Annotated in this window: 20 protein-coding genes and 1 tRNA gene; 10 read left to right on the forward strand and 11 right to left on the reverse strand. The window is 59.8% G+C overall.

The window, feature by feature from the left end; translation table 11 throughout:
* Positions 1 to 88 precede the first annotated feature (88 nt).
* The gene (locus QRN85_RS01400) at positions 89 to 1,270 is read left to right on the forward strand and encodes a M20 aminoacylase family protein (RefSeq protein ID WP_284756954.1); all 1,182 of its coding nucleotides are present in this window, start codon (positions 89 to 91) and stop codon (positions 1,268 to 1,270) included.
* Between the two features lie 29 nt (positions 1,271 to 1,299).
* Entirely contained in the window at positions 1,300 to 2,226 is a 927-nt protein-coding gene (locus QRN85_RS01405) for an ROK family protein (RefSeq protein ID WP_284756956.1), read from the forward strand.
* Between the two features lie 12 nt (positions 2,227 to 2,238).
* On the opposite strand, the gene QRN85_RS01410 is transcribed toward QRN85_RS01405, so the two are convergent.
* Positions 2,239 to 3,372: a CobW family GTP-binding protein gene (locus tag QRN85_RS01410; RefSeq protein ID WP_284756957.1), complete on the reverse strand. Its 1,134-nt coding sequence runs from the start codon at positions 3,370 to 3,372 to the stop codon at positions 2,239 to 2,241.
* Positions 3,373 to 3,496: 124 nt separating this feature from the next.
* On the reverse strand, positions 3,497 to 4,552 hold the full coding sequence (locus QRN85_RS01415) for a D-alanyl-D-alanine carboxypeptidase family protein (RefSeq protein WP_284757240.1): 1,056 nt from the start codon (positions 4,550 to 4,552) through the stop codon (positions 3,497 to 3,499).
* Positions 4,553 to 4,789: 237 nt separating this feature from the next.
* On the opposite strand from QRN85_RS01415, the gene QRN85_RS01420 reads away from it, so the two are divergent.
* Positions 4,790 to 5,953 (forward strand): M20 aminoacylase family protein, encoded by a 1,164-nt coding sequence (locus tag QRN85_RS01420; protein ID WP_112960621.1) that lies wholly within the window; start codon positions 4,790 to 4,792, stop codon positions 5,951 to 5,953.
* Between the two features lie 209 nt (positions 5,954 to 6,162).
* Here the strand turns inward: QRN85_RS01420 and QRN85_RS01425 are convergent.
* Positions 6,163 to 6,237, reverse strand: a tRNA-Gly gene (locus tag QRN85_RS01425).
* Between the two features lie 258 nt (positions 6,238 to 6,495).
* Here QRN85_RS01425 and QRN85_RS01430 point away from each other — a divergent pair.
* From QRN85_RS01430 to pbpC, 6 genes are all read left to right on the forward strand, one after another.
* Positions 6,496 to 7,005: a prolyl-tRNA synthetase associated domain-containing protein gene (locus QRN85_RS01430; protein WP_113218463.1), complete on the forward strand. Its 510-nt coding sequence runs from the start codon at positions 6,496 to 6,498 to the stop codon at positions 7,003 to 7,005.
* Between the two features lie 57 nt (positions 7,006 to 7,062).
* Positions 7,063 to 8,058 (forward strand): thioredoxin, encoded by a 996-nt coding sequence (gene trxA, locus QRN85_RS01435; protein WP_284756960.1) that lies wholly within the window; start codon positions 7,063 to 7,065, stop codon positions 8,056 to 8,058.
* Positions 8,059 to 8,201: 143 nt separating this feature from the next.
* Positions 8,202 to 8,873 carry an LON peptidase substrate-binding domain-containing protein gene (locus QRN85_RS01440; RefSeq protein WP_162723276.1) on the forward strand — a complete coding sequence of 224 codons (672 nt, stop codon included), beginning with the start codon at positions 8,202 to 8,204 and terminating at the stop codon, positions 8,871 to 8,873.
* A gap of 11 nt (positions 8,874 to 8,884) precedes the next feature.
* Positions 8,885 to 9,073 (forward strand): Trm112 family protein, encoded by a 189-nt coding sequence (locus QRN85_RS01445; protein ID WP_062590162.1) that lies wholly within the window; start codon positions 8,885 to 8,887, stop codon positions 9,071 to 9,073.
* A gap of 135 nt (positions 9,074 to 9,208) precedes the next feature.
* Positions 9,209 to 14,662 (forward strand): alpha-2-macroglobulin family protein, encoded by a 5,454-nt coding sequence (locus tag QRN85_RS01450; protein WP_284756964.1) that lies wholly within the window; start codon positions 9,209 to 9,211, stop codon positions 14,660 to 14,662.
* A complete protein-coding gene (pbpC, locus tag QRN85_RS01455) occupies positions 14,659 to 16,740 on the forward strand; it encodes a penicillin-binding protein 1C (RefSeq protein WP_284756966.1) in 2,082 nt (693 codons plus the stop codon). Before QRN85_RS01450 ends, pbpC begins: the two co-directional genes overlap by 4 nt.
* 18 nt (positions 16,741 to 16,758) lie before the next feature.
* Here pbpC and QRN85_RS01460 read toward each other — a convergent pair whose 3' ends face one another.
* The 4 genes from QRN85_RS01460 to QRN85_RS01475 all read right to left on the reverse strand — a co-directional run bounded on the left by QRN85_RS01460 (position 16,759) and on the right by QRN85_RS01475 (position 20,925).
* On the reverse strand, positions 16,759 to 17,511 hold the full coding sequence (locus QRN85_RS01460) for an ABC transporter ATP-binding protein (protein WP_062590166.1): 753 nt from the start codon (positions 17,509 to 17,511) through the stop codon (positions 16,759 to 16,761).
* Positions 17,505 to 18,572 (reverse strand): FecCD family ABC transporter permease, encoded by a 1,068-nt coding sequence (locus tag QRN85_RS01465; protein ID WP_062590168.1) that lies wholly within the window; start codon positions 18,570 to 18,572, stop codon positions 17,505 to 17,507. Before QRN85_RS01465 ends, QRN85_RS01460 begins: the two co-directional genes overlap by 7 nt.
* Positions 18,572 to 19,672: an ABC transporter substrate-binding protein gene (locus QRN85_RS01470; protein WP_502870754.1), complete on the reverse strand. Its 1,101-nt coding sequence runs from the start codon at positions 19,670 to 19,672 to the stop codon at positions 18,572 to 18,574. The genes QRN85_RS01465 and QRN85_RS01470 overlap by 1 nt, the downstream gene beginning before the upstream one ends.
* 119 nt (positions 19,673 to 19,791) lie before the next feature.
* Entirely contained in the window at positions 19,792 to 20,925 is a 1,134-nt protein-coding gene (locus tag QRN85_RS01475; protein WP_062590173.1) for an ABC transporter substrate-binding protein, read from the reverse strand.
* Positions 20,926 to 21,035: 110 nt separating this feature from the next.
* Between QRN85_RS01475 and QRN85_RS01480 the strand changes: the two genes are divergently transcribed.
* A complete protein-coding gene (locus QRN85_RS01480) occupies positions 21,036 to 21,851 on the forward strand; it encodes a class I SAM-dependent methyltransferase (RefSeq protein WP_284756974.1) in 816 nt (271 codons plus the stop codon).
* Between the two features lie 1,503 nt (positions 21,852 to 23,354).
* Here QRN85_RS01480 and QRN85_RS01485 read toward each other — a convergent pair.
* Genes QRN85_RS01485 through QRN85_RS01500 form a run of 4 tightly spaced genes read right to left on the reverse strand, consistent with a single transcriptional unit; the run spans position 23,355 to position 26,984 of the window.
* Positions 23,355 to 24,200, reverse strand: a complete 846-nt coding sequence (locus tag QRN85_RS01485; RefSeq protein WP_062588373.1) for a dipeptide ABC transporter ATP-binding protein — start codon at positions 24,198 to 24,200, stop codon at positions 23,355 to 23,357.
* On the reverse strand, positions 24,197 to 25,054 hold the full coding sequence (locus QRN85_RS01490) for an ABC transporter ATP-binding protein (protein WP_112962094.1): 858 nt from the start codon (positions 25,052 to 25,054) through the stop codon (positions 24,197 to 24,199). The genes QRN85_RS01485 and QRN85_RS01490 overlap by 4 nt, the downstream gene beginning before the upstream one ends.
* 1 nt (position 25,055) lies before the next feature.
* Complete coding sequence (locus QRN85_RS01495; RefSeq protein WP_062588372.1) at positions 25,056 to 25,964, reverse strand: ABC transporter permease subunit; 909 nt, start codon at positions 25,962 to 25,964, stop codon at positions 25,056 to 25,058.
* A gap of 15 nt (positions 25,965 to 25,979) precedes the next feature.
* Positions 25,980 to 26,984, reverse strand: a complete 1,005-nt coding sequence (locus QRN85_RS01500; protein WP_062588370.1) for an ABC transporter permease subunit — start codon at positions 26,982 to 26,984, stop codon at positions 25,980 to 25,982.
* Between the last annotated feature and the right edge of the window lie 12 nt (positions 26,985 to 26,996).

Genomic DNA, 26,996 nt, shown 5'->3' on the forward strand with positions numbered 1-26,996 from the left:
CAATGCCCCGCCATCGTCGGGGCATTGCCCGTTACCGAAATTGCGGCGCGCTCCTTTCGCGTGCCTGCTTCATCCGACTGGAGTTCCCATGACAGTGCTCGACAATGCCTATACACGCGTGTCCGATCTTGCCGATCTGGAGGCCGAACTTGTAGAGACGCGGCGTTACCTGCACGCCCATCCGGAACTGTCTTTCGAAGAAGTGCAGACAGCGCGTATGGTTGCGGAAAAGCTGGAAAGCTGGGGCTACGAGGTCACCCGCAATGTCGGCGGCCACGGCGTTGTCGCACGGCTGACGGTGGGTGAAAGCAAGAAAAGCATCGGCATCCGTGCGGATATGGATGCGCTGCCCATTCTGGAAGAAACCGGCGCTGACTATGCCAGCACGGTGCCCGGCAAGATGCACGCCTGCGGTCACGATGGTCACACCACGGTTCTTCTCGGTGCCGCGCAGCATCTGGCCCGCACGCGACGTTTCAATGGCACCGTCACGCTGATCTTCCAGCCAGCTGAAGAATCGGGGCGTCCGAGCGGCGCTCAGAGAATGATCGATGACGGCCTGTTCGAACGCTTTCCCATCGACGCCATCTTCGGCCTGCACAACCATCCCGGCGCGCCGGAGGGTGCGCTTCTCCTGCGGTCCGGCCCGATGATGGCCTCGGCCGATACGGCGAGAATCACCATCAAGGGCAAGGGTGGTCACGCATCGCGCCCGCACCTGACCATCGATCCCGTTGTCGTCGCGTGCAATCTGGTCGTTGCCCTTCAGACCGTGGTCGCCCGCAACATCGATCCCACCCAGACCGCCGTCGTTACCGTCGGCACCATCCATGCGGGAGAGGCGGTCAATGTCATTCCTGAATATGCCAAGCTTGCGATCAGCATTCGCTCGTTTGATGCAGGCATTCGCGATCTTTTGCAGGAGCGAATTACAAAGCTTACCAATTCGGTTGCCGAAGGCTTCGGAGCCTCCGTCGAGATCGATTACGAACGTGGCTATCCCGTTGTCGTCAACTCGGAAGAGGAAACAGAGTTCGCCCGCGCCGTGGCAGAAGAGCTGATTGGCTCGGACAATGTCTCGACCTGCCACCTCATTCCCGGCAGCGAGGATTTCGCGTGTTTTCTGGAGCATAAGCCCGGCAGCTTCTTGCGGCTTGGAAACGGCATGAATTCGGCGATCCTGCACAGTGCAAAATATGATTTCGCCGATGCGAGCCTCACCGTCGGTGCCGCTATGTGGGCGAGACTTACGGAGCGTTATCTGGCATAAGGTCTCCGAATCTGGAAGGGAGCCTTGCTTTGATCGTCTGCTTCGATATTGGCGGCACCGCCATCAAGGGTGCTGCCGCCCATGCGCTGGATGACGTTCGCCCCCTTCCAAGGCGCAAGACACCGACGCAGGATTTCGATGCCTTCGTTGCGGTGTTGAAGTCCGAAATCGCCAGCATCGGCGGCGCCCCGGATTGTGTCGCGCTGTCGATCACCGGCATCATCGATCCAGATACGGATAAATCCTTCATCGCCAATATTCCCTGTGCCCATCAAAGACCGCTGAAAGCGGATCTGGAAGCGGCGCTTGGGCTGCCTGTCCTCATCGCCAATGATGCGGATTGTTGTGCGCTGGCTGAATATGGTGTCGGCGCTGCCCGTGGTCATCGCGTCGTGTTCAGTGTCATCCTCGGCACCGGTGTCGGCGGCGCACTGGTCATCGATGGCAAGCTCATCAACAGCGCAGGCGGCTTTGCGGGGGAGTGGGGCCACGCCCCCGTTGCCGCCACCCGCGCGGGAAATCCCCCGGTGGACCTGCCGCGCTTTGCCTGCGGATGCGGACTGGAAGGCTGTCTCGATGCCATCTGCAGCGCGCGCGGCATGGAAAAGCTGCACCGACATCTGACGGGAGAGCAATTGCTCGCCGAGGAGATTGTCGAAAAATGGCAGGCCGGCGAGGCCGGCGCGAGCCGCACCATCGATATCTATATCGACATGCTGTCTGGCCCGCTGGCGCTGGTGGTCAATGTCACCGGCGCTACGATCGTACCTGTAGGCGGGGGCCTGTCCAATGCGCCGGCCCTGATCGAAGCGCTGGATCAGGCCGTGAGATCCCGAATTCTCAGGCGCTTTTCACGCCCTCTTGTCGTGAAGGCGCAGTGCACGGTCGAGCCAGGCCTCGTCGGTGCTGCCGTGCTCGGCTTTAATTATGTGCGGACACTGACACATTCCGCTTGAACGCCAGAGGCGTTAGAAACGCATTCCCGGAACCGCCAGCGGATTGTCCACCACCGCTTGCCGGTCGGGCTTGTCGATGCGCACGGAGCCGATAAAGGCCCCGAACAGGTCCTTGACGAACTCCTCCGGCAGACCGTCTGTTATCAGCACCATGCGCGTGCGTCGGTCCGCCGGGTCTGGCCATGCGGCAAGACGCTGCGGCGGGTGAAAGATCGACTGAACCCCATGCAGCACCAGCGGCCGGTCGGGATTGTCGGAAAGCTGCACAATACCCTTCATGCGCAGAAGCTTCTCGCCATGGGCGGAGCGCAGCAGATCGATGAACATGTCGATCGCCATCGGGTCGATCGGCTTGTCGTGAATGATGGAAAAAGAGCGTATCGAGGCATTATGCCGGTTTACGTCATCATGATGATGGTGGTGATGATGCCCATGCCCATGCTCATCATGCCCATGATGGTGCCCATCGTCATGCGCAGCTTCGTCGCCCAGCCAGCGCGAGACATCGCCAAGCTTGTTGCCTGCGTCGTAAAGTCCGTTCTCCAGAAGCGCCACCGCCGACCAATCCTCGGCATCGCCATCTTCAACAGGCGCGCGCGGGTTGAGGGCGGAAAGTCTTTCCTTCAGCGCAGCCACCTGTGCCTCTTCCGCCAGGGAGCGCTTCGTCAATACCAGCCGGTCGGCAACTGCCACCTGCTTGACCGCCTCCGGGTGACGATCCAGCGTCGCCGCGCCATTGGCCGCATCCACCACGGTCACCATGCCATTGAGGGAGAAGTTCTGCGCAATCACGGGATTGCCGATAATGGACTGCATAACCGGTGCCGGATCCGCAAGGCCGGTGGTTTCGATCACGATGCGATTGACCGGTTTCAGCTTTCCCGTCTGGATCCCGTCCATCAGTTCCGCCAATGTGTCCACCAGTTCGCCACGTACCGTGCAGCACAGACACCCTTCCGCCAGCTCGATGATTCCGTCACCGGACCGTTCCACCAGCAGATGGTCGATGCTGACATCGCCGAACTCGTTGATGATGATGGCGGCATCCTGCATGGCAGGGTCTTTCAGCAGCCTGTTGAGCAGCGTGGATTTTCCCGCGCCGAGAAAACCCGTGATGATGGAAACCGGAATACGATCGAGTGCCATGAGGCGACCTGTAGTGTTAGAACATTACATCTTGATGCGGTCTTATATCAGCAATCGGCTGGCAAGAAAGCGTCATTTGCAGCAAATGCGGCTCGCTGATGATGCGAACCGCTGCCGGCCGGCCTTAAAATGCCGGGCGTGGAATGGGGATAGGCACATTGGCCGGGCTGCCCTTGGCAGCAGGACCTGTCGCCGGGCTGGTAGCCGTGTTGATGGCAACGGTCTCGCTGCCGGGAATGAGACCCGCATAGGAGTAAACCGGCGGACGGCTCATTTCCTGCACGAAAGGTGACTTGATGATCATCCGTCCCGCCTCGTCGCGGCTTTCGCTGCGCACCTTTGCGGCCTTGGGGTTGCAGATCGCCGCGCTGATGTCGTTGACGCCCTCGGTGTCGCCATAGGGAGCCAGCGATGCCAGCGACGTGCCCTGGCCGGAGGGAGAGGTTAGGCCCATCTGCAGAAGATCCGCAGACTGGTCGGTGCGTCCGGCAAGGCTGTCTGCACCCAGCACCACGGTGATGACCTGGCGTCCATTGCGCGATGCCGAGGACACCTGGTTGAAGCCGGAGGCGCAGATAAAGCCGGTCTTCATGCCGTCAGCACCCTCGAAGCGGCCCACCAGCATGTTGTAGTTGGCGTAATTCTTCTTGCCGGTGCTGACACCTTCCAGCGAGAAATATCCGGCATATTCGGGAAATTCCCGTTTCAGGATGAGCGCCAAAAGGGCAAGATCGCGTGCGGTGGTATATTGTCCCTTGCCGGGCAGGCCGTTGGGATTGATGAAGCGCGTCGAAGACATGCCAAGGCGGGCCGCCTGCGCATTCATCTGGGCCACGAAATTTTCGGTGCTGCCGCCAACCGTTTCGGCAATGGCCACGGCAACGTCATTGGCGGATTTGATCAGCAGCAGCTTCAGCGCGCTGTCCAGCGTCAGCTTGGAGCCCGGCTTGAAATACATCTTGCTGGCGGGCTGGTCGGCTGCCTTCTTGCTCATGACAACTTCGGTCGTCGGGCTCAGCCTGCCAGTTTTCATCGCGCTGAAGGCAAGATAGGCGGTCATCAGCTTGGTCAGCGAAGCAGGATACCACTTGCGAAACGCTTCCTGATGCGAAATCACCTTGCCGGTGCGCACATCAACCACCATCTTGGGGTTGGCGTGTGCTACGGACGTCATGGCCATAACACTGGCGGAGATCGCGGCAATGGTTTTTACAAACCGCCCTGCGGCACGGCGGCGTGGGGAGTTATCCTGCAAGACGTATCCTCGAATTCCCGAACTTGTTTCGGAATTTGCAATATTCACCATATATGGCCTAGCAATGGCAAACTCCATTGATTGCGTCAATTATGCGGCGCAATATCCACCGGTCAGGGGTGCGCTTTGTCAGGTCTGGAATGGAACATCGGGAATAAATGAATGCCTTTATTGAATAGAGCGGCGGAATTGCAGGCAGAGGCCAGCGAGTGGCGGCGTCATCTTCATCAGAACCCTGAACTTCTTTATGATGTGCATGAGACGGCTGCCTTTGTTGCAGAAAAGCTTTCCTCCTTCGGCGTCGATGAGGTCGTGACAGGCATTGGCCGCACCGGCGTCGTCGGCGTCATCCACGGCAGGCACGGCAAGGGCCGCACCATCGGTCTGCGCTCGGATATGGATGCGCTTCCCATTGTCGAGGAAACCGGCAAGGAATGGGCATCGAAAGTGCCGGGCAAGATGCACGCCTGCGGCCATGATGGACATATGGCGATGCTGCTGGGTGCAGCAAAGCATCTGGCGGAAACACGCAATTTCGCGGGCTCCGTGGCCGTCATCTTCCAGCCCGCCGAAGAAGGTGGTGCAGGCGCCCTTGCCATGGTTGAAGACGGCCTGATGGATCGTTTCAAGATCGATGAAGTCTATGGAATGCACAATATGCCGGGTATTCCGCTTGGCTCGTTTGCCATTCGCAAGGGCGGCATCATGGCTGCACCGGACAAATTCTCCATCGTGGTCAAAGGACGTGGCGGCCATGCGGCCCAGCCGCACCGCACCGTGGACCCGATTTCCATCGGCGCGCAGATCGTCACCAACCTGCAGCTTATCGCCTCGCGCAACGCAGATCCCATCCGCTCAATCGTCGTTTCCGTCACCCGTTTTCAGGCCGGTTCCAGCCACAACATCATTCCCAATGAAGCCCTGATCGCCGGCACGGTCCGCACGCTGGATGAAACCGTGCGCGATATGGCCGAGGCTCGAATCAAGCAGATCGCCGAAGGCATTGCCGCAGCCAATGGCGCAGAAGCCGAGGCGGTCTATGAGCGATACTGCCCCGTCACCGTCAACCATGCCGACGAAACCGACCATGCCATTCGTATCGCCCGCGAAGTCGCAGGAGACAAGAATGTCGATCCGGACGTCGATCCCTCCATGGCAGGCGAGGATTTTTCCTACATGCTGAACCAGCGCCCTGGCGCCTTCATCTTCCTTGGCAATGGCGAAACCGCAGGCCTGCACAATCCCGGATACGACTTCAACGACGAAGCCATCGCCTACGGCCTGTCCTATTGGGTAAAGCTGGCAGAGCAGCGTCTGGGCAGCTAACGCTATCAGTCGCGACCGTGCTCATCGTGCGGTCGCAGCGCTCACAGAAGACCCAGGCAGGCAGACAAACCGAAGCAGAAAGGCTGGAGTAATTTCGCCGAGACGTGTTTGCTCGATGACCCGAAGCAAGCTCAAGCACTGAGTAAATAGTCTAGAAATTATGGCCCGATACTCGGGCCAAGGACAAATTTTTCTCGTCTGAGGAAAATTGGAGCGGGCGAAGGGATTTGAACCCTCGACCCCAACCTTGGCAAGGTTGTGCTCTACCCCTGAGCTACACCCGCTCATAATCCGCTGGTTCGGGGTAGTTCGCTGAACCGCGGGTCGCTGCGTTGCGGCGACGAGGGCTATATCGCTCAACCGCTTTTTAAATGCAACAGGGAAATGACAAAAAGGTGCAGAAAAAAGCAAAAAACAGGACAAGTAACGGAAATCATTTGATTTTTTTGATGAAGAAATCTCAAGCCGCATTGCAAAAGGGCTTTTGAGGGCCTAATGACAATGGCACAGAGTGACGAATCCATTGATGCGAGAAAGCCGATATGAGCGAGCAATCCACCAAGACAGCGCAGGACCTTTTTGCTTTGCTGGATGGGCTCGGCATTGCCCATACGACCTATGAGCACGAGCCCGTGTTTACCGTCGCAGAGTCGGAATCGCTGAGAGACCGTATTCCCGGCGGCCACACCAAGAACCTTTTCGTGAAGGACAAGAAGGACAGATATTTCGTCCTCACCGTCGAGGAAAATGCAACGGTGGATCTGAAGACGGTGCATAAGGTGATCGATGCATCGAGCAGGGTGTCTTTCGGCAGGCCGGAAAAGATGATGGAATATCTGGGTGTCGTTCCAGGCTCCGTTACCGTCTTCGGCGCCATCAACGATACGGGAAACCAGGTAACCTTCGTACTGGACAGCGAGTTGATGAAACATGACCTCATCAACGGCCATCCGCTCTCCAACGACGCAACCACGACGATTGGCCGGGATGATCTCATTCGCTTTCTGGAAGCGACGGGTCATGCGCCGCTCGTCTTGAAAGTAACCGAGTAAAGTACGATCTTTGCGCCAGTGAGTGGCGAGATCCTGCGCAGTGAACGGAGACCTTGAATGAGCGGAACCAACAACCCCTACGGAACGTCCATGGGCGGACACATGACCGGCTCCGTGCAATATGGCGGCGGCGCGCCAGCGTCTTCGCCCACGCCCGCGCCCGCGAGTGCTGAGGCATCCCACATCAAGGATACGACCACGGCGGCCTTCTCGAAGGACGTCATGGAAGAATCCCGTCGACAGCCCGTGCTGGTGGATTTCTGGGCGCCATGGTGCGGGCCCTGCAAGCAGTTGACCCCCGTTCTGGAAAAGGTCGTCAACGAAGCCGGTGGCCGCGTCAAGCTGGTCAAGCTCAATATCGATGACCACCCGTCCATTCCCGGCCAGCTGGGCATCCAGTCCATTCCCGCCATCGTCGCCTTTCAGGATGGTCGCCCGGTCGATGGTTTCATGGGTGCGGTGCCGGAAAGCCAGATACGGGAATTCATCGACAAGATCGCCGGGCCTTCGGCTGATGATCCGGCTGCGGAAATCGAAGCGGCTCTGGCTGAAGCAAAGCAGCTGCTAGCCGATGGCGATCATCAGGGTGCCGCTCAGCTTTTCGGCTTCGTCATGCAGGTCGACCCGGAAAATCCGGTCGGTGTCGCAGGCATTGCCGATTGCATGATTGCGCTGGGTGAATATCAGCGTGCGAGCGATCTCCTGGCCTCGGTGCCGGAAGACCTCCTGGCGGACGCGGCGGTTCAGGCTGTTGCCAGGAAGCTGGCGCAATATGAAGAGGCCCGTGCCCTGGGTGATCCTGCTGCTTTGGAGCGGGAGCTTGCAGCCAACCCTGACAATCACGATGCGCGTATGAAGCTTGCCAAGATTTTCAACGCGCAGGGCCGACGCGACGACGCAGCCGACCAGTTGCTGACCGTGATGCGCAAGGACCGCGCTTATGAAGACGATGGCGCGCGCAAGCAGCTGGTGGAGTTCTTCGAAAGCTGGGGCTTCAAGGACCCGGCAACGGTTACGGCGCGTCGGAAACTGTCTTCGATATTGTTTTCTTGAGGATCGGCTTGCGCTTGATGGGCGCAGACCACATTTATAGGATGATGCGTAAAACCTGTGCTGGCATTTCCATGGCACAGGCTCACGCGCCGGTATCGCGCTGTAAACATGGTGCGATGTATCTATAAGAGAGGGATTGATCCATGCATGTCGGAAATGCCAGATATCTGAAAGACTCCGATCTGCCCGACGTGGTGCCCGTTTTCCCTCTGCCCGGTGTGCTGCTTTTGCCGGAAGGGCAGCTGCCTCTCAATATTTTCGAGCCGCGCTACCTCGCCATGTTCGATGCGGCAATTGCCGGCGATCGGCTCATTGGCATGATCCAGCCAGCCCTGCAGGGTTCGGATGGTGCCCTGGGTGCGGGTCCGCTCAGCCAGGTTGGCTGTATCGGTCGCATCACCTCCTTCTCTGAAACCGGCGATGGCCGCTACATCGTATCGCTGAGTGGCGTCTGCCGTTTCCGTGTTCTGGAGGAAGTTTCCAACGGTAACCCCTATCGCACCTTCCGTTATGCGCCTTTCATCTCCGATCTGTCCGGAGAGTACGATGAAGACGCCGTGGACCGCGAAAACCTGCTGCGCGTCTTTCGTGCCTTCCTGGATGCCAATCAGCTGGAGGCGGATTGGGAGAGCGTGGAGCGGGCGGGCAACCGCGTGCTTGTCAATTCACTGTCCATGATGTCGCCTTTCGGTCCCGCTGAAAAACAGGCTCTGCTGGAAGCGCCGGATCTGAAATCGCGTGCCGATACGCTGATTGCCATCACCGAAATCGCCCTTGCCCAAGGCAGCGCCGAAGGCGGAAGCACTTTGCAGTAGAGGGGAGGGCCATGGACACGAAGCTCAGCAATGTCGAACCCAAGCTGCTCGATCTTCTCGTCTGCCCGCTGACCAAGGGGCGCCTTTCCTATGACCGCGAAAACGCTGAGCTGATCTCGGAAAAGGCAAAACTCGCCTATCCAATCCGCGATGGCGTCCCGATCATGCTGATTTCCGAGGCGCGCCATATTGAGGACTGAGGGCCTCACCCTGCCATAGGGTAAGGCGGTCGCGATGCAAATCTGCGCGATGGCTTAAAAGCATAGTCCTTTGCGTTGACTTTCGATTTGAAATCCGACCAGAGTCCCCCCGTCATGCATACCGGGGAGGGCCTGATGTCGATGCGTGCTGTTCTAGGAAGTCTTTTTGTCGTTGCCGCCACTCTCGTCGTGCAGCCTGCGCTTTCGCAAGAGGCGTCGCGAAAAATCGTCACCACGCAGAATGGTGATTATTTCGGCTTCGATCTTCGCACGGAACAGAATGTTTCCCTTCCCCAATGCGAAACCATTTGCCTCAATGATACCTCCTGCAAGGCCTTTACCTATAATCCCAAGGTAAAATGGTGTTTCCTGAAGTCGGATTTCAACCAGCTCAACGCCTTCCCGGGGGCGATCGCAGGCAAGGTCGTGGCTGTCGCAAGCGAGCCGGATATCGGCGCACCACAGCGTCTTTCCTTTGTGGAGGACACGCTCTACCGCGAAGCCCGGCGTTTGAAATCCGGACTGTCGTCGGCAGAGGGCGATGAGGCGCAGGGTGTCGAGGCCTTCCTTGCGCAAGCACAACAGCTCGTCGCCGCCCGTGATGTTCCAAAGGCAGTCGAGAGCTACAAGTCTGCCCTGGCGCTCAATCCCGATGACGGTGCCGTCTGGGTGGAAATGGCGCAAACGGCGATGGCTGCTGAAAATGATTATGAGATCAGAGGACAGGCGGTGGTCGCGGCTCTCAATGCCTATCAGTTGAGCCGCACCCTTGGCGCCCGCACCACCGCGCTCAATGTGCTCGCACAGGCATTTGAAAAGACGCAGAGCTACCGGGCGGCGATCAATGCCTATAAGGCAAGCCTTGCCCTGTCGGATGACGCACAGACGCGGGCGGCCTATGTCGATCTGCGCACCCGCCAGGGCTTCCGCGTTTCCAACAATACGGTCGATACGGATAGTGTCAGCCCACGGGCCTGCATCCAGTTTTCAGAACCGCTGGTCAAACAGGGCGTCGATTATTCCTCCTTCGTCACGCTGGATGGCGCGGCCCCGAAAGCCATTGAGGCAAAGGGAAGCGAAATCTGCGTTGAAGGGCTTGTGCATGGCCAGCGCTACAAGATCGCGCTTCGCTCCGGCTTGCCCTCTTCGGTCGATGAGCCGCTGGAAAAGCAGGTCGATCTGGATGTCTATGTCCGCGACAGGTCCGGTTCGGTCCGCTTTACGGGCGAAAATTTCGTGCTGCCCGGCACCGCGCGGCGCGGCATTCCGCTTGTGTCTGTCAATATAGATCACGCCGATCTCAAGCTGTACCGGGTCGGAGACCGCAACATCACGGCGCTGCTGACCAGTTCGCAGTTCCTGACGCAGATGGATGGCTACGGCACGGATCGCATCGAGAACGAGATCGGCGAACTGGTCTGGCAGGGCGGCATCGATATCCAGAACGAGCTGAACAAGGATGTCGTCACGTCCTTTCCGGTGGATGAGGCCCTGCCGCAACGCAAGCCCGGCATCTATGTGCTGACCGCCGTGCCGCCCGGCACCGCGCCAGATAATTGGGATTCGCGCGCCACGCAATGGTTCCTCGTGTCGGATACCGGCATCACCACCTATGCCGGCACAGATGGGCTCAATGTCTTCGTCCGTGCGCTCAGCAGCGCAAAGCCGCTGGAAGGTGTGGCGCTTCAGCTCTTGGCAAAGAACAATGAGGTGCTTGCGACAGCAACCACGGATGCGCAGGGCCGCGCGATGTTTTCTGCCGGGCTGATGCGCGGTACTGCCGGTCAGGCGCCTGCCATCATCACCGCGCGCAACGGCGATGGCGATTATGTCTTTCTGGATATGACGCGCGCCGGTTTCGATCTGTCAGACCGTGGCGTGACGGGCCGGGCCGCGCCCGGTGCCATCGATGTCTTCAGTTGGACGGAGCGCGGCATCTACCGCGCCGGTGAGACCGTCCATGCAGCGGCTCTCGCGCGCGATATCGAGGGCAATGCGGTCGAGAACCTGCCGCTTACCTTCATCTTCTCCCGTCCCGATGGCGTCGAGGATCGCCGCTTCGTCAGCGACGGCAAGGCATTGGGTGGCCATACGGTCGATTATTCCCTGCAGGAAAGCGCCATGCGCGGCACCTGGACCATGCGCGTCCATACCGATCCAAAAGCCGCTGCCATCAGCGAGAAATCCTTCCTCGTCGATGATTTCGTGCCTGATCGGACCGAGTTTGATCTCACCAGCAAGGCAAAGGAGATCGACCCTGCGGCGGATACCGCCATCGAGGTCGATGGCCGCTATCTCTATGGCGCGCCCGCTGCCGGGCTTGAGCTTGAGGGCGAGGTCGCGCTGAAGCCGACGCGCATCCGTGATGGCTTCGAAGGCTACATGTTCGGCTTGGCCGATGAGGAAACGGAAGAGGAAAGCCGCACGACGCTCGACGCGCTTCCAGCGCTGGATGAGAACGGCAAGGCCACGTTTGATGTCGCCCTTGCCGACATGCCCTCCACCACCCAGTTTCTGGCCGCCGATATCACGGTCAGAATGCGCGAGGCCGGTGGCCGCGCGGTTGAGCGGTCCCTGACCCTGCCGGTCAAATCCGAAGGCGCGATGATCGGCATAAAGCCGGAATTTTCCGGCGATCTGGCCGAAAATTCCATTGGCCGCTTCCACGTCATCGCCCTTGGGCCAGACGGTGCGAAACAGCCCATGGCTGGCCTCACATGGAAACTGATCAAGGTCGAACGCAATTATCAATGGTACCGTCAGGGCAATTCCTGGCGCTATGAGCCGGTCGTCTACACCAAGCAGGTTGAGACCGGCACACTGTCGGTCGATCAGAATGGCGGCGAGATCTCCGTCCCTGCCGCATGGGGCCGCTACCGGCTGGAAGTCGAGAGCGCGCAGGCCAATGGCCCAACTTCAAGCGTCGAGTTCGATGCTGGCTGGTTCGTTTCGGCGAGCTCCACGGAAACGCCGGATGCGTTGGAAATTGCGCTCGACAAGCAGAGCTACAAGATTGGTGAGACCGCCAGGTTGCAGGTCACATCCCGCTATTCCGGGCAGTTGATGGTCACATCGGGTTCGGAAAAACTGATTTCGGTGCAGACTGTCGAGATTGGCGACAAGGGCGGTGAAGTCGAAATTCCCGTTACGCAAGAATGGGGCGCGGGCTCCTATGTCACCGCCACGCTTTTCCGCCCCGGCGATGCGCAGGAAAGCCGTATGCCAATGCGAGCCATCGGCATCAAATGGCTGAGCGTCGATCCGGCAGAGCGAAAGCTCGGCATTGCGCTCACGCTTCCCAAACAGACCATGCCGCGTCAGGCTTTGGAAATTCCGTTGCAGGTCTCAGGGGCCGGTGTGGGTGAGAAAGCCTATGTCACCGTCGCCGCTGTCGATGTCGGCATTCTCAATCTCACCCGTTACGAAGCGCCAAAGCCAGACGAATGGTATTTCGGCCAGCGACGTCTGGGCCTTGAAATCCGCGATCTCTACGGACGCCTCATCGATGGCTCGCTTGGTGCCACGGGGCGCCTGCGCACCGGCGGGGATGGCGGTCAGGTCGCTTTGCAAGGCAGCCCGCCAAAGGAAAAACTGGTCGCCTTCTTTGCTGGTCCGGTCGAACTGGACGCCGAAGGCAAGGCTGTCGTCCGGTTCGATATCCCCCAGTTCAACGGCACCGCACGTGTCATGGCAGTTGCATGGAGTAAGACCGGTGTCGGACATGCCCAGCAGGATGTCATCATCCGCGATCCACTTGTCGTCACGGCCAGCGCTCCGAAGTTCCTCAGCCCCGGGGATGTCTCGCAAATGCGGATCGACATCGCCAATACCGATGGCCCCGCGGGAGATTATACGCTTGGCATCGCCAGCAACATGGCGCTCACGGTCGATCAGGGTGAAGTCTCGCAAAGCCTTGCGCTGGAAAAGGGCGGCAAGACATCGCTGACCGTGCCATTGACGGGCGAGAACCCCGGTAATGGCGCGATTACGATCACGCTTGCCAATTCAAGTGGGCTGTCCCTGCAACAGGTGCTGAACATTCCGGTCCGCCCGGCCGTCCTTCCTGTCACCGTCAGGCGCAATATCCAGATCGCCCCCAACAGCAGCCTTTCCGTGGATGGAAATCTTCTGGCAGACAGTATGCTGCTCGGCTCCTCCGTCGCGGTCAATGTCACGCGCTCGCCTGCCTTCGATGTTCCCGGGCTGGTCATGATGCTGGACAAATACCCCTATGGCTGTGCGGAACAGACCACAAGCCGCGCCTTGCCGCTGCTTTATGTCTCCGAACTCATGAAGCAGCGCGGCGGCGCTGACGATCCAGATATCCGCAAGCGGGTGCAGGATGCGATCTATCGCGTCCTGTCCTTCCAGTCCTCATCGGGCAGCTTTGGCCTCTGGGCTCCGGGAGAGGGTGATCTCTGGTTGGACGCCTATATCACCGATTTTCTGACGCGGGCGCGGGAGCAATCCTTCGATGTTCCTGAAACCGCCATGGTGCAGGCGCTCACCAATCTGCAGAACGGTCTGGCCTATGACAGCAACGTCAAGGATCGCGGCAACGAGATCGCCTATTCGCTCTACGTCCTCGCCCGCAATCGCAAGGCCGCCATCAATGATCTGCGCTATTACGCAGATACGGCGCTGAATGATTTTCCAACACCACTGGCAAAGGCGCACCTGGCATCCGCCCTGTCTCTTTATGGAGATGCGGCGCGCTCGAAATCCGTCTTCGGCGCATCGCTCAGCATGGCGGCTGCCACCGCCAGGGTCAGTCTCGCACGGGCGGACTATGGCTCGGCCTTGAGAGATGGCGCAGCCTCGCTCGCACTTGCCGCAGAAAGCCGCCCGGTACCGGCGGTCGTTCCGCAACTGGCCAGCACGGTTGCCAAGGCATGGGATGCCAAACCGCACACCAGCACGCAGGAACAGGCCTGGATGCTGCTTGCCGCCCGCGCGCTGAAGGGTGAAGACAAGGATGTGCGGCTGGATATCAACGGCACGCTGGAACAGGGCGGCTATAGCAAAAGCGTCAGTGGTGACGAGTTGCTGCAATCTCCCATCAAAATAGTCAATGCCTCGAAGGATACGGTGACGGCGGTCGTCACCACGGTCGCGCCACCCGCACAGCCATTGCCTGCAGGCGGCGAAGGCTTCGATATCCAGAAAACCTACTACTCCATGGATGGAGAAGAGGTGAATATCAGCGAAGCCACGCAGAATGAACGCTACGTCGTCGTCCTGAATGTCGTGCCGAAAAACGACTGGCAATCGCGCATCATGGTCACGGACCTCTTGCCGTCCGGCTTCGAAATCGACAATCCAAGCCTCGTCAACAGCGCAGCCTTGAGCAATTTCGACTGGTTGCCGGAAACGCAGGCAGCCCATACCGAATTCCGCTATGACCGCTTTGTGGCTGCTCTCGACCGTTCCGCAGGCGATGCGTCCGAGATGACCCTTGCCTATGTCGTGCGTGCCGTCACCCCCGGCACCTACGACAATCCGGCAGCGACGGTGGAAGATATGTACCGGCCGCAATTTTCCGCGCGCACGGCAACCGGTCGCATGGAGGTCCGCGCGGCGCAGCAATGATCAGGTGGCGGGCGTTCATCAGCGGCTTTGTCGTCGCCACGGTTGCGACAGGAGCCGTCCTCTATGGCCTTGACCGGCTGGACCGCGCCTATCCTCCGCCGCTGCGCAACGCCCGCCTCGTATCGCAGGAGGTGCTGGATGCGGATGGCAGGTTGCTTCGTGCCTTCGCAACGCCGCAGGGCCGCTGGCGGCTCAAGACTTCGGTTGCAGATGTCGATCCGCAGTTCGTTCGAATGCTCGTCGCCTATGAGGACCAGCGCTTCTTCGATCACGGCGGCGTGGATTTTCAGGCGCTGGGTCGCGCCGCATGGCAGTTGCTAACGAACGGTCGCATCGTGTCCGGCGCCTCCACCCTTTCCATGCAGGTCGCGCGGCTGATAGAGCCGCGCACGGACCGTTCGCTCAATGCCAAGCTTCTGCAGATGGTGCGGGCTTGGCAGATAGAGCGGCGGCTCAGCAAGCAGCTGATCCTTGAGCTCTATCTCAACATCGCGCCTTATGGCGGCAATCTTGAGGGGGTGCGCGCGGCAAGCCTCGCATGGTTCGGCAAGGAACCCCGGCGGCTGGAGACGGCAGAAGCCGCCCTTCTGGTATCGCTGCCGCAATTGCCTGAAAAGCGCCGCCCGGATCGTTTTCCGCAGGCAGCAACGCTTGCCCGGCAGCGCGTGTTGGAACGCCTTGCCGTCTCGCAGGTCGTGGGACAGGGTGAAGCCGCCCGCGCCTCTGTAGCGGCCATTCCCGCAAAACGGCTGGACCTGCCGTCTTTCGCACCGCATCTGGCTCAGGCGGCGCGCTTCAGGTCTCCCGACGCGTTGAGCATCGGCACGACGCTTCGCCTGCCTGTCCAAAGAGAGCTTGAAGCTCTCGCACAGCGTTCCGCCGAAAAGCTTGGGGACAGGGTCTCGGTTGCCATCATCATGGCCGATAGCGCCACCGGTGAAATCATTGCGGATGTCGGCTCCTCGGATTTTCTCGATCATGCTCGCCGGGGCTGGGTGGATATGTCCCGCGCGGTACGCTCTCCCGGTTCCACGCTGAAACCCTTCATCTACGGCCTTGCCTTCGAAAATGGTCTGGTTGCGCAGGAAAGCATCATCGAAGATCGCCCGGCGGATTTTGCGGGTTACAGGCCGCGGAATTTCGACATGCAGTATCAGGGCGATGTCTCCATTCGTCAGGCGCTGCAACTGTCCTTGAATGTACCCGCCGTGCGCCTGCTGGATGCCGTCAGCCCGGCTGCGCTTATGGTGCGCTTCCGCCGTGCCTCGGTGCAGATGGTGTTGCCAAAGGCAGAAGCGCCGGGGCTTGCCATTGCGCTTGGCGGCGTCGGCCTGTCGCTGGTGGATCTCGTCCAGCTCTATGCCGCACTTGCCAATGGCGGCCAGCCCGTGCAGCTTGGAGATGGAGTGCGCGCACGCCCCGCGAGGCTGGATGTGGATCCGCTATTCTCAAGGGCAGCAGTCTGGAATGTTACCGATGTCCTCTCCGACGTTCTGCCGCCGCTCGGCATGAAACAACGCGGCATCGCCTATAAGACGGGCACGAGTTACGGTTATCGTGATGCATGGTCGGTCGGCTTTGATGGACGTCATGTCATTGGCGTGTGGGCCGGGCGTGCCGATAATGGCTCCGTTCCGGGTCTTGCCGGCTATGCGTCCGCAGCCCCCATCCTGTTTGAAGCCTTTGCCAGATCAGGTGTCGCCATCACGCCGTTTCAGCCGCCACCGCCGGGTGTTTCCCGGCTTGTCTACCGGGACCTGCCCGCAAACCAGCGCCGTTTCAGCGTCACCTCGGGTGGGCTTTTGTCGGCCTCGCGGCGTGAGCCATCGCCGCAGATCGTCTATCCGCCGGAGGGTGCCCGCATCGAACTGTCCAGCCAGGATGGCGCGCTGGCGCCCTTGGTTTTGAAGTTGCAGGGCGGACGTGCCCCATTTCACTGGCTGGCCAATGGCAAGCCCCTGCCACAGCCAACCCGCCGCCGCAGCAGCGAATGGGTGCCGGAAGGGCAGGGCTTTTCCACTCTTACCGTCATCGACGCAGATGGCAGAGCCACCAGCGTCAGGGTCTTCGTTGAATAGGTGTGCGAAGTACTGGCCTCAGGCCGTCCCATCCACGAGAACGAAGGGTTGTCCGCGCGAGCACATTTCTATGCGGGCATCCACCTTGTAGATGTCGCGCAGCATGTCCGGTGTAATCACGGTCCCGGTCTGGCCGCTCACAACCATTTCGCCATTCGAAATGACAATCGTGTGCTCGCAATAGCGCAGGGCGTGGTTCAGGTCGTGCAGGGCAATCAGCACGATCATGCCGTTGCGGCGGGCAAGCTGGGTAATGAAGTCGAGCACTTCCACCTGCCGGTGCAGGTCAAGCGCCGATGTCGGCTCGTCCATCAGAAGCACTTCGGGCTTGCGCACCAGCGCCTGCGCCAGCGATACCAGCTGCCGCTGGCCGCCGGAAAGTTCGCCAAGCCCCCGGAAGGCAAGGTTGTGGATGTTCAGCGCCTTCAAGATCGCATCGATTTCGGCCAGTTCGTCGTCATGGACTTTCCAGCCGCTGCCCTGCTTTGCCGAAAGCAGAATGGATTCGTAAACGGTCAGCACGGCATTGGCGCCGGTGTCCTGCGGCATGTAACAGATGGTGCGCGGACCCTGTTCGGTCTGCGAAAGCGTTACGACGCCGGGGCCCTTGATAAGACCGGCAATGCGTTTGAACAGGGTGGATTTTCCGGCTGCGTTGGGGCCGATGACGGCCGTCACGCTTCCGGCTTCCAGCATGTCCATGGTCACATTGGCAAGAACGGTGGTGCGCCCATATTGTGCGCCGACGTCCTGAAGGGCAAGGGCTACCATGCGCGTCTCCTGTTGGAGAAAATGAGGACAAAGAAGAAGGGCACGCCCACCAGCGCGGTGATGACGCCAATCGGCAGAATGGCGCCAGGGATCAGGACCTTGCTCACAACCGAGGTGACGGACAGCAGCAAAGCTCCGCAAATGACCGAGCCGGGCAGGAAGAACCGTTGGTCCTCGCCAACGACCATGCGGGCAATGTGCGGTCCGACAAGGCCGATGAAACCGATGGTGCCGACGAAGGAAACCGGAATTGCGGCTAGAAGGCTCACTGTCAGCATGGTCTGCAGCCGCAGGCGGCGCACATTCACGCCCATGCTGGCGGCCTTGTCATCGCCCAGCCGCAACGCCGTCAGCGCCCAGGCATTTTTCATGAACAGTGGCACGGTCAGCACCAGGATGGCGGCTGTCACATAGACCTTCGGCCACGTCGCCTTGGTCAGGCTGCCCATGGTCCAGAACACCACGGCGGCAAGCGCCTGTTCGGAAGCCAGATATTCCAGCAGCGAAAGGGCGGCGTTGAAAGTGAAAACGAGTGCAATACCGAGCAGAACGATGGTTTCGACGGAAACGCCGCGCATCGTCGAAGCGAAGTGAATGAACATCGCCGCCAGCATCGCCATCAGGAATGCGTTGATCGGCACCATATATTCCACGGCACCGGGGAAAATCGCAACGCCGCCGACAAGGGCGAGCGCCGCACCGAAGCTCGCGGCAGCCGAAATGCCGAGCGTGAAGGGGCTGGCAAGCGGGTTGGAAAGGATCGTCTGCATCTGCGCACCGGCCACCGACAGCGAGGCGCCAACCGTCACCGCCATCAGCGCGATCGGCATACGGATATCCCAGATCACCACGCGCAACTGGTTTGCCACCGCCGCCGGATCCATGATCGCGCCGATCACTTCAGACAGGGAATAGCGCGCCGGGCCGAGCGCCATGTCGGTGGCGATGCTGAGACACAGGGCCACAACAAGGCCGATCAGGATCAGGATGCGACGCGCGGCAAGGGCGCGATATTGCTCGCGCCCCGTTGCCTTGATCTCAGTTTCCACCAGCGTGGCCATCAGTTGGAACCTTTTTCAAGCGATACGAAATATCCGGGCTTATAGCTCACCGGCAGGAATTTTTTGTGGAATTCGTCAAAATTCTTTTCCGGGTCCAGATCCGCAAAGAGTTCGGGGTGGAACCACTTTGCAAATTGCTGAATGGGAACGAACTCATAAGGCGCACCGTAGAACTGGTGCCAGACCGCATGGGCGTTACCCTTCTTGACAGCCTCCAGCTCGGTAAAGGGTGTGCGTGTCATCAGCTTGGCAAGGCGCTCGCGTGCAATCGCCATGTCTGCCCCGCGGCCAACCGGCACGAACTGGTTGATGTCCGACTCCGCCGCCCAGTTGGAGCCTGTTACGATCACATGCTCAGGGTTTGCCACCAGCAACTGCTCAGGATTGAGATCGCCGAACGTGGTCTTGATGACATCGGCTGCAATGTTGTGGCCACCGGCCTGTTCCACCATGGCGCCGAAGTTGACCGGACCGAAGGTGCGGCAGCAGGTGTTCTCGCCGGAAATTCCCGGCGCCCGCTCGATGAAGACGTTGGGACGCTTGAGGTCCTTGGTGGCAGCAAGCTTGTCCGTCACCAGCGCAATCTGGTCGCGGCGGTAGGCGATGAATTCTTCGGCCTTCTTTTCGGCACCGAAGATAACGCCGAGATTTCGGATGGAGTTTTCGCTGTTCTTGTCCGGGTTGAGGCGAAAATCGACATAGACGACCTTGATGCCCGCTGCCGCGGCCTTTTCCTCAAAGCCGCTTTCCTTGGCCGTCTTTTCCACTTCAAGGTTCAGCGTAATCACATCGGGCGACAGGGAAATGGCCTGCTCCAGGCTGAAATCCCCCTGTGGCAGATAGCCGAACTTCGGCAGCTTCGCGATCTGCGGGAAGCGCTCCAGATACGCCTGGTAGCTGTCGGGATCCTTGGTGATCACGTCATCGCGCCAGCCGACGATGGTGTCGAATGTCGTGTCGTTCTTCAGCGCCGCAATCACGTGGATCTGCCGCGCCTCACCGACGATGACCCGCTTTGCGGGCGCGTCGATCTCCACCTTTCGCCCGGCGGAATCGGTTATTTCGGCTGAAAATGCGGGCGCTGAAACAAGCGCGAGCATGAGAGCGGCGATCCGCTTGAACGGGCTGAGCGACATGGTGGTCCTTTCGATCCTCTGGAGTGGTGACGGAGCCTTCGGTTCGGCTCCGCCAACGGTTGCACCGGCGCGGCCTTCGCGCCTTAGCTGTCGTTCTTCAGCGATACGAAGTAGCCATCCTTGTATTCCAGCGGCAGGAAGCGGGAATGCAGTTCCTTGAAGGTCGCCTGCGGGTCCAGATCCTTGAACAGGTCAGGATGCAGCCACTTGGCAATTTCCTGGATGGCGACGAACTGATACGGGTTGTTGTAGAACTGGTGCCAGATGGCGTGGACATTGCCATCGGCGACAGCCTTGACGCCGGTGAAAGCAGGGCGCTTCGTCAGGTTTTCCAGCTTGCGGTGTGCTTCCTTCAGGTCCGCACCGTAGCCCACGCCCACCCAGTTGCCGCCGGGCACATAGGCATCCCACTTGCCGCCGGTGATGATGATCTGGTCCGGGTTGGAGGCGATCACCTGCTCCGGATTGACCGTGCCGAAAGTGCCGGGAATGATGTCCTTGGCCATGTTGATGCCACCGGCAATTTCGACCATCTTGCCGAAGTTTTCATTGCCGAAGGACATGCAGCAATCGTCCGAATAGCCGCCTGCGCGCTCAACGAAGACAACCGGCTTCTTCGGCTTTTCCTTGTCGAGGATGTCGGTGACTTTCTTGATGTTGTCGGCGCGGAATTTGATGAAGTCTTCCGCCACATCTTCCCGGCCCATCAGCTTGCCCATCACGCGCATGCTTGGCTCGGTGTTTTCCATCGGCTTTTCGCGGAAGTCGACATAGACGAGCGGAATGCCGACCTTGCCGAGCTTTTCGATGTAACCGGCTTCCTCGGTCGCCGTCTTGGCGTCGATGTTCATCAGGATCACGTCGGGCTTCAGCGAAACGGCCTGCTCGATATCGAAGGTGCCGTCCTTCATCCCGCCGAATGTCGGCAGCTTTGCAATGTCTGGGTACTTGGCAAGATAGGCCTGGTAGGTTTCCGGGTCTGCCTTGGCAAGATCGTCGCGCCAGCCAACCACATGCTCGAACGGGTTGCTCTTGTCGAGCGCCGCGAGGAAGTAGATCTGTCGGCCTTCGCCCAGAATGACGTGCTTGACCGGCACGTTTACCTCAACGTCGCGGCCCGTCACATCCTTGATGGTGACCTTGTCGGCAAGCGCTGGCAAAACAGTGGAAACGAAAAGACCCATTGCAAGAATGGCGGATTTGCCTCTAATGCGCATCGAAATTGTTCTCCAGTAAAACTGACTGCGCTTTAAGGATTTATGATTGACGTAGTCAAGTTTTATCTTTTAGAGCTTTTCAAAACTGGCAGTCGTGAAGGTTGGACGTCATGGGCGGTGCGGATAGTTACGGGACCAACTTTGGTCTTCGGGATGAAATCAAGGCATATTGGTCGGCGCGCGCCGCCACTTTCGATCTTTCGCCCGGCCACGAGATTTTTTCCGAAGAAGAACGGGCAGCCTGGCACCGTCTCGTTGAAAAACATCTTGGCCGTGGGGAAGGCAGAAGCGCTCTTGATCTTGCCAGCGGCACTGGCGTCATTTCGCATGTCATGGATGATCTCGGCTATCGCGTTACGGGGCTCGACTGGGCCGAACCCATGCTGGAGCGGGCCAAGGCCAAGGCAAAGCATCGCAATCGCTCCATCACCTTTCGCATGGGCGATGCCGAAAATACCATGGAGCCGGATGCGGCCCATGACGTCATCATCAACCGCCATCTGGTCTGGACGCTGGTAGATCCGAAAGCAGCCTTTCAGGAGTGGCTGCGGGTGCTCAAGCCCGGCGGCAGCGTCCTCATTGTCGATGGTGATTTCGTGAATGTCAGCCTCGCTGAAAAGCTGTTGAAGAAGCTGGCGGATAAGCTGTTGAAAATGGGTGTCCTGAAGCCGGAACCGGTCCATATGCCCTCCGACATGGCCGGAACGCATAACAGCATCCTGTCACGCGTCTATTTCTCGAAAGGCGCCCGCGCCGAAGCCGTCGCCGCCCTTCTGCGGGAAGCGGGTTTCGAAGACGTGGTGATCGATACGGACCTGCGCGAGATCCACAAAACGCAGGCGAAAAACTGGAACATCCTCAAGGCCACCGCCCGCGGCATCCAGCACCGCTACGCCATCCACGCCCGCCGCCCCACATCCGGCTGATTTGCGGCCCGGGTATAGGTTTCAGACCGTCACACCAGCTTTCGTCACCCGGCCACTTCCTCTCGTCCACCCGTGGCACATCCTCTCGTCGGCATCTTGAGGCACTCTCCCCCGTCATCCCGGACTTGATCCGGGATCCAGCCGCCTTGCGTCTGCAAGGCGAGAGGACTCAAACAACGGGGCGGTCGTACGAAGACGTCTCCCGGCGCGCAGACGCGCGCCTGCTGGACCCCGGATCAAGTCCGGGGTGACGGAGGGTGGGGTGGCGCCGCACAAAAATACCCACGCCAAATCAACACCTTGCCGCTTCCCCCCGCAAAAACCCTCAAAATTCTTTCTGCATTTCATTCACACCCTCTGCACCTGAAGCACAATTCTCCCGTTCCGCCCTCGGATACACCGCAAGGCGTTGCGGCGAGGCGGGATCGGCGCTGGTGGGTAAGAGGCTACGCATCCTCTTGGTCATCGGGGTCGAGCAGCAATCCCCCCGGCGGCAACGGGAGGAGGGTGACGCGGTTTCGGACCGGCTGTCGTCACGCTCTCGATGCCCGACCTGGTTGCGTGGATGGCGTCGTCAGGCTGAACCACAGTCTGAAGTCGCCCTTCCATGTGCCAGGAGCCTCGTCGCCGGGTGTACCGACAGCTCATCGTCCCTCTGGTCGAACGCGACCACAAGGGATTGAAGCGAAAGTCAGGCGGTACACAGGAAGACGCTGCATCTGCCCCGCCCGTTCATTGAGACGGTGCGGACGGATCGCAAGGGATGCACCTGGCCGGGGCTGGCGGGTGCGGATCTTGCGGGAGACGGGTCGTTCCGGTCTGCGCCTTGATTTTTCGGCGCGGGCAGAGGCGAAGGCAGGTGTGGCTGAACTGGCAGGGTGCCTTTCCGCAAGGGATGGCACCACCCGGATGGGAAGGGTCGGGCCTTGGCAATGTCCGACCGGCTCTCCGGCAAGGTTTTACCCTTGCCATCCGGTGTCTGCCAGCCGTGGCAAGAGGATTGCTGTTTGGCCAAAAGAGCCGAACGGGGCGCTGAAAGGTGCCACTTATAGACTACCCAACGAGGCAGCTTGCAGCGCCCCGTCCGACATACCCATGGCCGCAAATGGTCATGGGGCCAGAGAAGGAAGCATACCACGGGCAGCCTCTGCCGCGTGAACGGCGAAGCTTGGAATAGAGGTCGCCGGGTTTTTTGACAGGATTGAATGGACCGAGCAGCGCCTGCCGCCGTAAGCAGCCACGCCGCTATCCGCAAATGGAAAAGCCCGGAATTTCCGGGCTCAGTCTGCAGGTGAATGTCACTTCAATGAGGACTGTCCGGAGTAGTACAGCCATATGCGACTTGAGCTCCAAGGGGAGCCATACCCAGTGTGATCCGCCTCTAAGATCGCGAAAGAGGCTAACGCTCCGCCGAGGCTGAGCGGTACCACGGCGTTAAAGTCATAAGACTTCAAACGTGCCACACCAGCGGCTTCAAGCCCGGCAGGGCCGGGCTTGTCGATTTCAACCTGCCTTTGCCAGTTTCTTGGCGGCAACGCGGGCGCGGATGGACTCCACGTCTGCCTTAGGTGTCGCGGCAAAAAGCGTGCGGGTATAGGCATGTTTCGGGTCGGAGAAAACCTCCTCGCGTGTGCCATATTCCACGGCTTCGCCGAAATACATCACCATGACTTCGTCAGCGATATATTTGACCACCGAAAGGTCATGCGAGATGAAGACATATGTCAGGCCGAACTCGTCCTGCAGGTCGGCAAGCAGGTTCAGCACCTGTGCCTGCACCGAAAGGTCGAGCGCCGATACCGGTTCGTCCAGCACCAGCAGCTTCGGGTTCAGCATAAGCGCGCGCGCAATGGCGATACGCTGGCGCTGGCCGCCGGAGAACATGTGCGGATAGCGGTTGTAATGTTCAGGCCCCAGACCCACGCGCACCAGCATGTCATTGGCTTTTTCGCGGCGCTCTGCCGAGGACATGTTCGTGTTGATCAGCAGCGGCTCGCCAAGGACGTCGCCGATCTTCTGGCGCGGGTTCAGCGAACCATAGGGGTTCTGGAACACGATCTGCACCTTCTGGCGCATCTCAGCCGTCAGATGGCCGGGACGGGTATCGACCTTCTGCCCATCGATCAGCAATTCGCCAGAAGTCGGCTCGTCGATGAAGGTCAGCATCCGGGCCAGCGTGGACTTGCCGCAGCCGCTTTCGCCGACGATTGCCAGGGTCTTGCCGGTTTCGAGGGCGAAAGACACCCCTTTCACCGCATGAATGATCTTCTCCGGCTTCATGAAGCCGCCGGGCAGGCGGTAATCGCGCTTCATGTTGCGGATTTCGAGCATGGTGTTGTTGGCGGTCATGCTGTTTCTCCCGCAGCAGGCGTGGGCGTGCCGTCAAAGAATTGCGAAACGGTCGTCAGGCGGTCACCGGTCGCATTTTCGGGCAGGGCGGCCAGCAGTGCCTTGGTATAGTTGCTCTTGGGGTTCTCAAACAGGGAAAGCACATCGGCCTCCTCCATCTTCTTGCCCTTGTACTGCACCACCACGCGGTCGGCGGTTTCCGCCACCACGCCCATGTCATGGGTAATCATGATGAGGCCCATGCCGTTTTCGGCCTGCAGCTTCATCAGCAGATCGAGGATCTGCTTCTGGATGGTCACGTCAAGCGCGGTTGTCGGTTCATCGGCGATCAGAAGCTTCGGGTTGCAGGCAATGGCAATCGCGATCATCACGCGCTGGCACTGGCCACCGGACATCTGGTGCGGGAAATGCTTCAGTCGCTCTTCCGGGTCGGGCAGGCCGACGAGGGTGAACAGTTCGATGGCGCGGGCGTGGCGCGTCTTCTTGTCCATGCCCATGTGGATGCGCAGGACTTCCTCGATCTGGAAACCAACGGTGAAGCAGGGGTTGAGGCTGGCCACCGGTTCCTGGAAGATCATGGCAATGTCCTTGCCGATCAGTGTACGGCGCTCGGACGCGCTGATCTTCTGGATATCCTTGCCCTGAAACAGCATACGGTCGGCGGTAATGCGGGCGGTCCAGGGCAAAAGCCCCATCACGGCCAGCATCGAGACGGATTTGCCGGAACCGGATTCTCCGACGATGGCGAGGACTTCGCCCTTCTCGACGGAAACGGAGATGCCGTCCACGGCGCGGAACCAGCCATTGGCAGTTTCAAACTCGACGGTCAGATTATCGACTTGCAGAAGTGCCATGTCAGGACCTCTTCAGTTTCGGGTCAAGCGCATCCCGCAGTCCATCGCCCACCAGATTGATGGCGAGAACGGTGATCAGGATGGCAAGGCCGGGGAAAGTAACGACCCACCAGGCGCGCAGAATAAATTCGCGCGCTTCGGCAAGCATGGTGCCCCATTCAGGCGCGGGCGGCTGGGCACCCATGCCAAGGAAGCCAAGGGCGGCCGCATCGAGAATGGCGTTCGAGAAGGACAGTGTGGCCTGAACGATGAGCGGGCCCATGCAGTTGGGCAAAATGGTCTTGAACATCAGCCGCAACGGACCGGCACCAGCCAGACGGGCGGCGGTGACGTAATCGCGTTCCTTCTCGGTCATGACGGCGGCGCGCGTCAGGCGCACGAAGTGCGGCTGAAGAACGAGCGCGATGGCGATCATGCCATTCGTCAGGCCGGGGCCCAGAATGGCGACGAGAACCAACGCCAGAAGCAGCGACGGGAAGGCGAGAATGATGTCCATCAACCGCATGATGACCGTGTCCAGCCAGCCGCGATAGTAACCGGCGATGACACCGATGATGATGCCCGTTGTCAGCGAAAGGCTGGTCACGAAGACGCCGATGAACAGTGAATATTGAGCACCGTGGATCAGTCGCGAGAGAATGTCGCGACCAAGCGGATCGGTTCCGAGCGGGAAGCTCCAGTTGCCGCCCTGCATCCATGCCGGGGGCAGAAGGATGGTATCGCGGTACTGCTGGAACGGCGAGTGTGGGGCGATGACCGACGCAAAAACGGCGACGATCACGATGATGGCGAAAACATAGAGGCCGATGACGGCGCCGCGGTTTTCGGAGAAGTAATGCCAGAATTCGGACAGCATCTGGCGGCGCATCGCCGCGCTGCTGACCGGCTGGCTCTGAGTGGTTTCAGCCATGGAACTAGTCACCTCTTAGTGGCGGATGCGCGGGTTGATCAGGCCGTAAAGCACGTCGACAACAAGATTGACGAACATGATGATGCCGGCGATCAGCAGCAAGCCACCTTGAATCACGGGGTAATCGCGACGGAAGACGCTATCGACCATCCACTTGCCGATGCCCGGCCAGGAGAAGATCGTCTCGGTCAGGATCGCACCTGCCAGCATGACGCCGATCTGCAGGCCGATGGTGGTGATAACAGGGATCAGCGCGTTGCGCAGCGCATGCAGTCCCACCACGCGGAAGGGCGACAGCCCCTTGGCACGGGCGGTTCTGATATAATCGTCCGACAGCACTTCCAGCATGGCCGAGCGCGTCTGGCGGGCAATCACCGCAAGCGGGATTGTGGCGAGCACGATGGACGGCAGGATGAGGTGGCTGACGGCGGAGGCGAATGCACCCTTCTGGCCCGACAGCAGCGAGTCGATCAGCATGAAGCCGGTGACCGGCGGGAAGAAGAACATCAGCGAGATGCGTCCCGAAACCGGCGTCCATTGCAGGATGCCTGCAAACAGGATGATCAGCAGCGGTCCCCACCAGAAGATCGGCATGGAATAGCCGACCAGCGAGACGCCCATCATGGTCTGGTCGAAGAACGAGCCGCGCTTGATGGCTGCAATCACGCCGGCGGGAACGCCGATGACGATGGCAAGGATGATCGCGCAAAGGGACAGTTCGACGGTTGCCGGAAAGAGGGCAAAGAACTGGTCGATGATCGGCGACTTGGACACGATGGACGTGCCGAAATCACCCGACAGGATGCCTTTCAGATAATCCAGATACTGGATGACCATGGGGCGGTCCATGCCAAGGGCGGCGCTGATCTGCGCGTGCCGCTCTGGCGACATGACGCGTTCGCCGGACAAAAGAGCGACAGGGTCGCCCGGCAGAAGCCGGATGAACATGAACGCGATAATGGAAACCCCGATGAAGGTCGGGATGAGCACGGCGATACGCCGCACGAGAAAGCCAATCATGAAAAACCTTCG

It is taken from the genome of Agrobacterium sp. fls2-241-TYG-188a (assembly GCF_030209845.1).